General features: G+C 29.8%; 12 protein-coding genes. All 12 read right to left on the bottom strand.

Features of this window, described 5'->3' with window-relative positions; translation table 11 throughout:
- Window positions 1–150: 150 nt before the first annotated feature.
- Window positions 151–1,350, bottom strand: a complete 1,200-nt coding sequence (spoIVB, locus tag CUEA01_RS06235; protein ID WP_234120124.1) for a SpoIVB peptidase — start codon at window positions 1,348–1,350, stop codon at window positions 151–153.
- A gap of 368 nt (window positions 1,351–1,718) precedes the next feature.
- Window positions 1,719–3,419 carry a DNA repair protein RecN gene (gene recN / locus CUEA01_RS06230; RefSeq protein WP_234120122.1) on the bottom strand — a complete coding sequence of 567 codons (1,701 nt, stop codon included), beginning with the start codon at window positions 3,417–3,419 and terminating at the stop codon, window positions 1,719–1,721.
- An 11-nt stretch (window positions 3,420–3,430) separates the two neighbouring features.
- On the bottom strand, window positions 3,431–3,883 hold the full coding sequence (locus tag CUEA01_RS06225; protein WP_234120119.1) for an arginine repressor: 453 nt from the start codon (window positions 3,881–3,883) through the stop codon (window positions 3,431–3,433).
- A gap of 2 nt (window positions 3,884–3,885) precedes the next feature.
- Window positions 3,886–4,734 (bottom strand): NAD(+)/NADH kinase, encoded by an 849-nt coding sequence (locus tag CUEA01_RS06220; RefSeq protein WP_234120117.1) that lies wholly within the window; start codon window positions 4,732–4,734, stop codon window positions 3,886–3,888.
- A gap of 11 nt (window positions 4,735–4,745) precedes the next feature.
- The gene (locus CUEA01_RS06215; RefSeq protein ID WP_234120115.1) at window positions 4,746–5,561 is read right to left on the bottom strand and encodes a TlyA family RNA methyltransferase; all 816 of its coding nucleotides are present in this window, start codon (window positions 5,559–5,561) and stop codon (window positions 4,746–4,748) included.
- Between the two features lie 29 nt (window positions 5,562–5,590).
- Window positions 5,591–7,450, bottom strand: a complete 1,860-nt coding sequence (dxs, locus tag CUEA01_RS06210; protein WP_234122135.1) for a 1-deoxy-D-xylulose-5-phosphate synthase — start codon at window positions 7,448–7,450, stop codon at window positions 5,591–5,593.
- Window positions 7,451–7,452: 2 nt separating this feature from the next.
- Window positions 7,453–8,013 carry a hypothetical protein gene (locus CUEA01_RS06205; RefSeq protein ID WP_234120113.1) on the bottom strand — a complete coding sequence of 187 codons (561 nt, stop codon included), beginning with the start codon at window positions 8,011–8,013 and terminating at the stop codon, window positions 7,453–7,455.
- Between the two features lie 767 nt (window positions 8,014–8,780).
- Window positions 8,781–9,650 carry a polyprenyl synthetase family protein gene (locus CUEA01_RS06200; RefSeq protein WP_234120111.1) on the bottom strand — a complete coding sequence of 290 codons (870 nt, stop codon included), beginning with the start codon at window positions 9,648–9,650 and terminating at the stop codon, window positions 8,781–8,783.
- On the bottom strand, window positions 9,643–9,873 hold the full coding sequence (locus CUEA01_RS06195; protein ID WP_234120109.1) for an exodeoxyribonuclease VII small subunit: 231 nt from the start codon (window positions 9,871–9,873) through the stop codon (window positions 9,643–9,645). Before CUEA01_RS06195 ends, CUEA01_RS06200 begins: the two co-directional genes overlap by 8 nt.
- 178 nt (window positions 9,874–10,051) lie before the next feature.
- Window positions 10,052–11,275, bottom strand: coding sequence for an exodeoxyribonuclease VII large subunit (gene xseA, locus CUEA01_RS06190; RefSeq protein ID WP_234120107.1), 1,224 nt, complete (start codon window positions 11,273–11,275; stop codon window positions 10,052–10,054).
- Window positions 11,276–12,112 (bottom strand): tetrahydrofolate dehydrogenase/cyclohydrolase catalytic domain-containing protein, encoded by an 837-nt coding sequence (locus CUEA01_RS06185; protein WP_234120098.1) that lies wholly within the window; start codon window positions 12,110–12,112, stop codon window positions 11,276–11,278.
- A 23-nt stretch (window positions 12,113–12,135) separates the two neighbouring features.
- Window positions 12,136–12,540, bottom strand: a complete 405-nt coding sequence (gene nusB, locus CUEA01_RS06180) for a transcription antitermination factor NusB (protein WP_234120087.1) — start codon at window positions 12,538–12,540, stop codon at window positions 12,136–12,138.
- Window positions 12,541–12,773: the final 233 nt, after the last annotated feature.

Here is a 12,773-nt window from a genome sequence, read left to right as displayed (position 1 = left end):
AAATCAAGTTGTAACTAAATATATTTGTATTATAAAATAGTAAAAATTCAATAAAAATAAGATTTAGTGCTGAATGATTTTAACTTTTCAGGACTAAATCTTAACAATAATCCATATATTATCAGCATATAACAATTATATACCTACTCTTTAAAATATTCCAGCATCTTTGAGCATCCATTCTATATATATTCCATATCCAACATCTGGCTTATTAATAAGAACATGGGTAACTGCACCAACAATCTTATTATTTTGTATTATTGGACTTCCACTCATTCCTTGAACAATTCCTCCAGTTTTTTTCAAAAGTTCAGAATCCGTTACTCTAATTAGCATACTTTTAGGTCCTGGAGACTCTTGTGGATATAATTTTTCTATATATACAGAATAAAGTTTTGGCTCATCGCCATCAATAGTAGTTAAAATTTTTGCTTCACCGGTTTTTATCTCGTTCCTAAGTCCTATTTCCATTTGTTTATTTAATTTGTTGCTGAAAACATTACTGGCACCCTTTCCAAAAATACCGCACATTGTATTGTTTTGCACACTGCCGATTGGATTATCTTCATTTACAAATATACCTCTTATTTCTCCTGGAGTTCCTTTAAATCCCTTCCTTATAGATACTATTGAAGAATTTAATAAATTACCACTATTTACTTTTAACATTGTTCCTGTATCCACATCTGTTATAGGATGACCCAATGCGCCAAATTGATTAGTCTTACTATAATAAAATGTCAAAGTTCCAACACCTGCTGTAGAATCTCTAACCCAAAGCCCAATTTTATAATTATTATCTTCACTTTTTACTCTTGTTATAACTTTAGTTATATACTTACCTTTTCTCTCTAAAGTTAAACTAATTTTGTTGTCTTTGGCCTTATTTATTTTATTGCCCAAATCCTGTATATCTAGTATATTTTCGCCATTTACTTTTATTATGCTATCACCAATTTGAACACCCTCTGCAGCCGCTGGACTTGGTATTTTACCATTAGAAGTATTAATATCACTAAATCCAACAATTAACACCCCTTTAGTATTTAATTTTATTCCAATAGGCTGTCCTCCAACATTAAGCTTAATCCTAGGAACAGATTTTACACTAACAGACTTTACAGGAAGTATTCCAAGTATACTTATGTCTACTTTTTTAATTTTTGATTCTCCTATACTTGCTACTTCTTTATATCTGTCAAATTCAAATAAACTTGTTTTTAAACCATTTTCTCCTTGCCTTACAAAAACTGTATTAGGTATATCTTTAACCTTTGCATAAGCTAATATACACATTATTATTATAGGAGTCAAAACACAGCATAATATTTTTATTACTTTTTTCATGTTTTTAACCTCCCTTTTCTTATGTTTAAAGATAAGCCAATTGAAATTACAAATTTATTTATACCAAATGCGATTTTCCTCACATTTTGATGGATATAAATTTCCGTAGTTAAAACGGTTTATCTTTACTCTTAAATTTCCCATTTTAAATTTTAATTATGCTATTATTATGTTTCATTTAAAGGCAACTGTTCTATTAAATTTCTCATAATTACAAAAAACACAAAAAAACATGAATTTAAAGTTCATGTTTTTTGTAGTATCGCTGTAATCAAATGCTTATTTTCACATTTATTTACATTACTATTTTTTAATAGCTATGTTTTAAATAAGTATTGATTTTAACACTTATTTAAAACATAGCCTTTTTATTTCAAAATTTGTTTTTTTCTTTTATCTGCTATAGCTATCATTTCAGCTGCATGATCAATTGTAAGCTTAGTAACTTCGCTTCCTCCAATCATTAAAGCTAAAACTTGTTTTTTCCCTTCTGAATCTAACTTTTTAATTGTAGTATATGTTTTACTATTATCAGTATTTTTAGAAACTAAAAAGTGTACATCAGACATACATGCAATTTGCGCCAAATGAGTTACACAAAAAACTTGATGTTTTTTAGATATAACATACATTTTTTCTGCAACACTTTGAGCTATTCTTCCACTTATACCAGTATCAATTTCATCGAAAATAACAGATGGAATTTTATCTTTGTCAACAAATACAGTTTTAATAGCAAGCATTATTCTTGAAAGTTCTCCACCTGAAACTACTTTTTCAAGCTGTTTCAAAGGTTCTCCTGGGTTAGTTGATATTAAGAACTGAACTCTATCAGCTCCGCTATTTGAAATGTTTTCCTCATTAAATTCAATATTTATTTTAAAAGTACTCTTTTCAAGACCTACATAATTCAATTCTTCTTTAACTTTTACCTCTAGCTCTTGTGCAAGCTTCACTCTTAATTCATGCAGTACTTTGGCAGCTTGTATAAGTTCATCATAAGTTTTATCTTTTTCAAGATTTAATTTTTTTAAGACTTCCTCTTTATTTACAAACTCATCATATTGTATTTGTAATTTTTCCTTATAATCTAAAATATCTTTAATTGTTTTACCATACTTTTTCTTGTAATTATCAATTTGAAATAATCTGCTATTTATATATTCAAGTTCTTTTTCATCATAAACCACACTATCTTTAATTGCTTTTATGTCTTGTGCAATTTGCTGTATACTATAATAGGTTTCTTCTAAGTCATCTGCAATCTTTTTAATTTTTTCACTTTTGCCTTGAGCACTTCTGAGTTTATTTATAATATATCCTTCAAGATCATAAATTGACTTACTATTTTCATTTCCATCATAAAGAATTTCTGCAGCTTCTGAAAAAATTTTAGATATGTTTTCACTATTTGATATAACAGAAAACTTCTCTTCTAATTCTTCATCTTCACCTATTTTGAGCTTTGCCTTTTCGATTTCATCTATTTGATACCTTAAAAAATCTGAAAGCTTTTCATTTTCTCCATTTTTTCCTATTAAGCTTTTAATTTTACTCTTAATATTTAATAATTTATCATAGCACAATGCATATTTGTTTTTGCTGTTTAATATAGACTCTTCTCCATAATTATCCAAATACTGCATATGATTATTAGAATCTAATAAATTTTGATTTTCATGTTGTCCATGAATATCTATTAAAGTATCACTTATATTTTTAAGCATAGAAACTAATATGGATTTCCCATTAACTTTTGTTATACTTTTACCAGATTTAAAAGTTTCCCTGCTTATTATAACTATATCTTCAAATTCTACATCTAGTTTTTTAAGTTCCATTTCTGTTCTATCATTTTCAATTGTAAATATAGCTTCAACAAAAGCTCTTTCCTCACCAGTTCTTATAAATCCCTTATTAGATTTTCCACCTAAAACATAATTAATAGCATCAATTAATATTGACTTCCCGGCACCAGTTTCTCCTGATAATATATTAAAACCCTTATCAAACGTTACTGTAATTTTTTCTATAAGGGCAAAATTTTCAATGTTAATTTGCAGGAGCATCCTTCAGCCTCCTATTCATTCATCATTTTTTTCAATTTTTGAACAAGTTCATATGCTTTATCCATTGATCTTACAAGTATAAAAATTGTATTATCACCTGCTATAGTTCCAGCAATTCCCTCAAAGTTTAAAGAATCTATAGCTTCTGCTGCTGCATTTCCCGATCCAGATATAGTTTTAACAACAATGAAATTTCCTATATTCTCCACATTGAGAACTGTTTGTGAAAAAATAGCAACAAGCTTGTTTGAAAGAAATCCTTCCGTTGGTGATATTGTAGCATATTTGTATCTTCCACTTGGTGAAAGTACCTTAATCAATTTTAATTCTTTTATATCTCTAGATACTGTGGCTTGTGTTATATCCATTCCGCTTTTTCTAAGTTCATCTGCTAGTTCTTCTTGAGTTTCTATATTTTTTGAATTTATAATTTCTAATATTTTAGCATGTCTAGATATTTTCATTATTAATCACCCTCACATTCATTAGTTTTAAGTATAATTTTTTTTCTTAAAACCTCAAAATAATCATAGTCATTTAATCTTATTAATTTACATTGATTTTCGAGACTATTTATCTCTACAAAATTAACATCACCTATTTCCATAGGCTTTTGACCATCCATTGATATAAATGTACTTTTATTTAAATTTATATCATAAACGTTTATATTACTTTTTCCATTTACTATAATTGTCTTCATGTTTGATAACTGAGGACAAATTGGTGTTATTGATATCAAATCAAGTTCTGGATAAACAACTGGTCCACCAGCAGACAAATTATACGCAGTTGATCCAGTGGGGGTTGAAATAATAATTCCGTCTGATTTAAAATCCATGTAATACTTTCCATCTACTTTTATCTTATACTTTAATATTCTTGACAAAATTCCTGTAGATAAAACAACTTCGTTTAAAGCATAAAATTCTTTTCTTATTTTATTTTGAATATAACTACATTTAAGCATCATCCTATTTTCAATATAGTATTCCCCATTATATATTTTTCTTACTGCTGTTTCAAATCTGGCTAATTCTACGGAAGTCAAAAATCCTAAGTGTCCAATATTCACACCAAATATTGGTACTTCTAAAGCAACTAAATTTCTAGCAGCACTTAAAATAGTACCATCACCACCTAGGACTATAAAAATATCTGGCACATCATTACAATAATTTTTAATGTTTTTTAAATTATCATAAAATTCCACTTCAACTTTACTGTTTTGTTCAGTTAATATTTCCTTAATATAATTTCGTATTTTTCTATCACTATCTTTACTATTATTAATATTAACTCCTATTTTTTTCATCAAAGTTTCTCCTAATCAAGATTTTTGTGTGCCTTTTCAACAATTAAATTGACTTCTTCATCATTAAATTCACCATTTAACAGATTTTTATTTTTAGAAAAGTATATTAAATATTCTATATTTCCTTCAGGCCCTTTTATAGGTGAATGATCTAATCCAATTATAGCAAAATTACTTTCTTTTAAAAACTGGACTACACCATTTATAACTTCTATATGAATTTCAGGCTCTCTTACTACACCTTTTTTGCCTACTTTTTCTCTCCCTGCTTCAAATTGCGGTTTAATTAATGCAACTACTTCTCCATCTTCATCTAACAAATTTACAACTGCAGGTATGACCTTTTTTAAAGATATGAAGGATACATCTATACTTGCAAAATCGCCATGCATTCCTATCTGCTCCTCAGTAACATATCTTACATTTGTTCTTTCCATACAAACTACCCTAGGATCAGTTCTAAGTTTCCAGGCAAATTGTCCATAACCAACATCAATGGCAAATACCTTTTCTGCACCATTTTGCAACATACAATCCGTAAATCCACCTGTAGATGCACCTATATCAAAACATATTTTTGAATTTAAATTAATATTAAAAGATTTCATTGCCTTTTCAAGTTTATATCCGCCTCTACTTACATATGGCATTTTTTCGCCTTTAAACTCTATATTTGAATCTTCTTTAACTTTTTCACCGCATTTATCTATTCTAATATTATCAACATATATTTCTCCTGCCATAATGCTGGCTCTAGCTCTTTCTCTAGATTCAAACATTCCCTTTTTAACTAAAAGTAAATCTAATCTTTCTTTGCTCTGTGACATATTTATCCTCTCTTCTTTATACAACCGTTTCACATAAAAGTAAGTATTTTATTGAATATGCTATCTACATCTAAACCATATAGTTTATATAAGATATCTGGCTTACCTTGAGTAACAAATTCATCTTTAAATCCTAGTCTTAAAACATCATTTTTATAATTTTTACTGTTTAAATATTCAAGTACACTGCTTCCTAATCCTCCATGAAGGACATTGTCTTCAACAGTTACAAATTTATAATTTTCTCTTGCTAAACTATCTAAAAGCACTGTATCGATTGGTTTAACAAAATCAGCACTTACTACAGTACATTTTATGCCCATTTTTTCTAGCTTTCTTTCTGCGAGTACAGCATGCTGAACCATTTTACCTGCAGCAATTATTGCAATCTCACTACCTTTAGCTATAATCTCCCATTTACCTTTAACTAATTCTGGTAAAGAAGAAAACTGAACTTCTTGTGAATCAGTTCCTCTTGGGTACCTAATTGCTATTGGATAATTTTGTGTAATCGACCAATTTAACATAGCCTTCAAGTCATTCGTACATTTAGGTGCCAGTATAGTCATATTTGGTATATGGCTAAGATAGGATAAGTCAAATATACCTTGATGAGTTTCACCATCTGCTCCTACAATACCTGCCCTATCAATTGCAAATACTACAGGAAGTTTTTGTATACATATATCATGAAGCACTTGATCATACGCTCTTTGAAGAAATGTAGAATATACAGCAAAAACTGGTTTATATCCTGCAACCGCAAATCCAGCTGCCATAGTAGCCGCATGCTGTTCTGCTATTCCAACATCAAAAAATCTCTTAGGAAATCTTTTTGAGAATTCACACAAACCTGTTCCATCTGGCATAGCTGCTGTAATTGCAACAACTTTATCATTTTTCTCCGCAATGTTAACTAAAGTTTCTCCAAAAGCTTTTGAGTAGGTATAACCTGAAGAAGAGCATAATTCGCCACTTTCACAATCAAAGGGCCCTATGCCATGAAATTTATTAGGATTTTTTTCTGCATAATTATAACCTTTACCTTTTCTCGTAATAACATGAATTATTACTGGCTCGTTAAATTCTTTTGCCTTTGTTACTACATCTGTTAACTCTTCTATATTATGTCCATCTATGGGTCCTAAATACTTTATTCCAATGTCTTCAAAAAACATTCCTGGTACAACAATTTTCTTTATTCCACCCTTTATTTTCTTTAAAGAATCAGCTACCTCTGATCCAATATTAGTTTTTCGAAGTTTAAAATTAACTTCTTCCTTAAATTTATTGTATTTTGGATCAATTCTAATTTTGCTCAAATATTTAGAAATGCTTCCAACATTCTTAGCTATAGACATTTGATTATCATTTAATATTACTATGACCTTAGTTTTTCTATCGCCAATATCATTTAAGGCTTCTAGGGCCATTCCCCCAGATAAAGCTCCATCACCAATAACCGCCACAACATCATATTTTTCATGAGACAAATCTCTAGCTCTTGCAATTCCAGCTGCTGCTGATAAAGAAGTACTGCTGTGACCAGTATCAAAAATGTCGTACGGACTTTCATTTCTTTTTGGGAATCCACTAATTCCACCATATTCTCTTAAACTATCAAATTTGTCTTTTCTTCCAGTTAAAATTTTATGTACATACGACTGATGCCCTACGTCCCATATTAACTTATCTTTACTAAAATCGAAAACTTTATAAAGACTTAGAGTGAGTTCAACTACACCTAAATTGGATGCAAGATGACCCCCTGTTTTCGAAACTTTATCAATTAAAAACTGTCTAATTTCATCTGAAAAATGATTTAAAGTTTTAATATCCATATTTTTAATATCATTAGTACTATCATATTTATCAAGTATTTTGTACATCATCATCTATCCTTTGCCACCAAACAAACTAATTTTGATACCTTGGAAACTATTAAATTGCTATTATTCATAGCATAAGTTTTTCCCATGGATTTTCCACATATTGTAGCCGAGGCTATAACAGCTCCAACAACAACACTTATAATCGCAGTTGGTGTATTTTTTAAATTCAAAATTATTTTCGTTGTAATAATAGCTCCCATTGAACCACTTACAATCCCACATATATCCCCAACAACATCATTACAAAAACTTGAAACTTTATCTGCATTTCTAATCATTCTAATTGCCACTTTTGCACCATGAATTTTTTTAGCCGCCATAGCATGAAAAGGTGTTTCATTTGCCGCTGTGACAGCAATTCCAATTATATCAAATGTTATTCCAATACAAATTATAAAAATTAGCAAAATAAAAGCTACTAATGTATTAACTCTATTTAGTAGCGAATCCGTTAAAAGAGAAATACTGCTACTTATACTAATTGACCATAAAAAAATTTTAAATAGCCATTTATTTCTATCTCTAGCATCTCTCTTATTTTTATTTTTTGCCACACCCATTCCTCCACATATAGAGATAAACCACCGTGAAACTTTAAGTTTCTTAAGTTAATGTATACAATTTTTAACTTAAACGTAGTTTCACTATATATATAAATTCAAATTTAACGTTTTACAATATGTGGTAACAAAATAAGTAAATCTTGCGGCATAGGTTCAGTAGGATTTCCCTTTTGATAACCTTACGTCGCCATAAGGCAGTTTCCTTTTACTATCAAAACTAAACTGTCACCAATTTTAGGACTGAATTGCCACTAAGTCCGCACTGCAATCCCTATTTTGCCTCATACAAACAGCCTAGGGGTTTTCCCCAACAGTTAGGCATTTCCATAGCCTCTTTTGCAACAGAGGTTTCAGAGTTCAATAAACTAAATATTTCGGCCTAAAATATTTAGCCTGTTTTATCTCCTCTCCCACTACCACTCAAGGCAGGCTACACTGCACATAGCTTTTCACCACATTGCAGGTTTAATCCAAAATCGTATATACAGCGACTAACTATATATACAAGAATTGGTCTCCACAAGAGTAGGGTCAGAATCACATGCCATTGTGAGTGCCCCAGCTCTCTTACTCCCAGCACAAGCCCAAGACTGGGCATTCCTAGGCCAGCACCAGAAACTTCATCGATGTGCCCTTTAGCGGATTTTTAGCCCCGCCTTCAAAAAATGCTTACCTGACTAGAATACTGCACCACATATATTAACTAAAATTATATCATATTAATTATAAATATTCAAAATCATCAAAGTTATTTAATAATAATTTTACTTTTTTCTTTCAAGCAAAAATTCAGTTATTTTCTTTAAGCCCTCTGTATCACCATTTATCTTGTCTAATATACTAATACATTCTTCAGTTAAATCTCTGCAAAGCTTTTTGCAAACATCTATACCATATGTAGTAACATAAGTTGTTTTATTATTTTCTATATCACTTTTAGCTTTTTTACCCATTATGCTTGAGTCACCAATAACATCTAAAATATCATCTTTTATTTGAAAAGCTAATCCTACTTTGTCTCCATATTCACTAATTAGTTTTACCTCTTCTTCTTTTGCTCCTCCTAAAACGGCACCACTTAATACTGCCGCCTTAATCAATTCACCTGTTTTTTTCTTATGCATAAATTTTAGTTCATCACTACTTAAGTTCTTTCCTGAGCTTAATATGTCTACAGTTTGACCGCCTATCATTCCAGATGCGCTGGCTGCCTTAGATATCAGATAGCACGCTTTTATTGCATTGTTATCTTTTTTATTGCAATACTCAAACATTAAATTCATAGCTTCATTTAAAAGTCCATCACCTGCTAAAAGTGCAATTGCTTCTCCAAACACTTTATGATTAGTTGGTTTACCTCTTCTTAAATCATCATTATCCATACAAGGAAGATCATCATGAATTAGAGAATACGTATGTATCATTTCAATTGCAGCTGCAATTTCTATAACATCCTTGTAATTATCTTTATATATGCTGTATGCATTTATAAAAAATAAAGGTCTAATTCTTTTTCCACCAATATTTAAGCTATAACTCATAGCCTCATATATTTTTTTATCATAACCTTCCCTGTTATTAAAATAAGTTTTTAAATAAGCTTCTACCTCACTTTTTAAAATCTCATTATTCATTTGTATCGCTCTCCTTCAAGAAATCTTTCTCACCATTTTCTGTAAGAACTTTGATTTTTCCTTCAGCTTCGTTTAATGTTTTATACAATTTATTATAAAGTTCCATTCCTTCTTCATAATGCTTTAAGGTTTTTTCAAGGCTTAAATTTCCATCTTCCATATCAGCTAATATCTTTTCTAATTTTTCCATCATACCTTCATAACTATCTTTTTTTGAAGCCAAACTAATTACCTCCCTTTATAATAGAGTACAGAGTACAGAGTAGAGAGTACAGTTAAGGTTAATTTTATGCTTACGCAGAAAATTTAAAAACTTAATGGGCTGCGCCCAAACCACTAGACTAAAGACAAGTTTTTATAAGTTTAAATATTTATAAAGCGCAAGTAGAATAAATCCACCTTCACTGTAATCTGTCAGTTGTACTTCGTGTTATTTTCCCTATAGACGTTTCTACTCTGCCGTCTTTCATTATAATTCTAACTTCACTATCTTCTTTAAGTTCATCAATACTGTCAATGCATTTTCCAAGATTATTTTCAATTATTGAATAACCTTTATTTAAAATATTATGAGGATTATTTGCTTTTAAAACAGACTGGCATTTTGTTAATTTCTGTTTTTCAATTTCAATTTTATTTTTAGTTTTTATAAGTAGCAAATTATATAACTTATCTATATTAGAATATCCATTTGCTATAAAAGCCTCTGGACTATACTTTTCAATTAATTTTCTTTTGATACTTAATTCATTATGCCTATTTTCAAAATAGTATTTAATTTCATTATCAAAATTCTTTTTCATGCTGCCTAATTTATCATTCAACTGTGATAAATCCTGCACCGCAATTTCTGCAGCAGCCGATGGTGTTGGTGCTCTCTTATCACTAACAAAATCTACGATTGTAAAATCAGTTTCATGTCCTACGCCAGATATTATAGGTTTATTTGAACTATAAACTGCATAAGCAAGTTTTTCATCATTAAAGGCCCAAAGTTCTTCTATAGAACCTCCACCCCTTGCCATTATTATAACATCTACATCATCTATTTTATTTAACTTTTCTACAGCCGCTACTAATTCCGTAGCAGCATTAATACCTTGAACTAAAACAGGGCATATAAGTAAATTTACATTCTTATTTCTTCTTGTAGAAACATTTATTATATCTCTTATTGCAGCACCAGTTCTAGAGGTTATTACTCCTATTCTTCTTGGATGCTTTGGTATAGCTTTTTTATGCACATCACTAAAAAGTCCTTCCTTAAATAGTTTTTCTTTAAGGTTTTCAAAAGCTATATATAATTCACCCATGCCTTCAAGCTCTATTTGTTTACAATATAATTGGTAAGCTCCATCCTTAATATAAACAGACACTCTTCCCTTAACATTAACCTTCATACCATTCTCTGGCATAAATTTTAAGTTTTCAGCATCACTTCGAAACATTATGCAATTTATTTTTCCACCATCATCTTTAAGTGAAAAATATATATGACCACTGCTATGAAGCTTAAAATTTGATATTTCTCCTTTTATGTATGCGTTACCCAAAATAAAATCACTGTCAATGACCTTTTTAATATAATTATTTAATTCTGAAACGGTTAAAGTCTTAATATACATTTATTTAAGCGCCTCACAAACATTTAAAGCAAGCATAGTTGTAGTCATTGAACCAACACCACCTGGTACAGGAGTGACAAATGCTGCTTTATCTATTACATCATTAAAATCAACATCACCTTTAAGCTTTCCATCAACAACAGTGGTTCCAACATCAATAACAATAGCACCTTTTTTAACAAAGTTTTTATTTACGAAATGTGGTTTTCCTATAGCTGAAACCAATATATCTGCAGAAGCACATACTTCTTCTAGGTTTTCAGTTTTCGAATGACAAACAGTAACTGTTGCATTTTCATTTAAGAGAAGCTGGAAAACAGGCTTACCAACAATATTGCTTCTTCCAATTACAACTGCATTTTTGCCACTTATATTTATACCAGTACTTTTTATAAGTTCTATTATGCCTTTAGGTGTACATGGTACAAAGGCTTTTTCACCTCTATAGAACTTACCTGTATTTTCATACGTAAGGCTATCAATATCCTTTTCTGAATTAATTGATGAAGTCACATTTTTTTCATTAATATGTTTAGGCAAAGGTAATTGCAACATAATTCCATCTACATTATTATCTACATTAAGTTTAGTAATTACTTCTACTATTTCACTTTCTGTAGTTTCTTCATTCATAGTTATACTTTCAAATTTAATGCCAAGCTTTTCACAAACTTTTCTTTGATTATCTAAATAAAATTTAGAACCGCCATCATTTCCAACCATTAAACTTACCATGCAAGGAACTCTAAGCCCATTTTTAATTCTATCGTTTATAAATTGTATTATTCTCTCTTTATACTTTTGTGCCTGCAATTTCCCATCAATTATCTGCCCCATAATCTGCACCCCACTTTATATTATTATTCTTCGATACTTTTTATCAAACTTCCAAGTACCCCATTTACAAAAGACCAAGATTTTTCTTCTGAATAACTTTTGGCAAGTTCTACAGCTTCATTTGCAGACACTTTTACTGGTATATCTGCTTCATATAATATTTCATAAAATGCTAATCTAAGTATGCTTAAATTTGTTTTAGATATACGTTCTATTTTCCAGTTTTTAGAATTTTCTTTAATTTTCTCATCTAAACTATTTTCTTTTTCTATTACTCCCTTTAAGATTCTTTCCACATATTCAAAATCTATATCTTCATCTTTATTTTCCTCTTTATAATTTTCTATAACTTCTTCATAATTATTTTTATTAATTGAAATCTCAAATAATAATTTCATGGCCAATTCTCTACTTTTTCTTCTATTCATAAATAACTTCCTCCTAGTATATAGTTAAACTACATCCTTATATAAATCCAAAGATTATATTACTATATATTGTGTTAAACTTCCATAGTTTTTTTAATTTAGGCATCTTAAAAAAAATAATAATTCCAAATTGAGAGATGGTTTTGTGTAATACAATAAACTGTAACTCGTTAATACTGGTTGTCTTAGCGTGTTATAGTGACAAAGTATTGCGCGAAAATAACCGAAAGTTG

The organism is Clostridium hydrogenum (assembly GCF_021432385.1).
In the GTDB taxonomy this organism is placed as follows: Bacteria; Bacillota; Clostridia; order Clostridiales; family Clostridiaceae; genus Clostridium_S; species Clostridium_S hydrogenum.
This window is presented reverse-complemented; position numbering and strand designations above follow the sequence as displayed.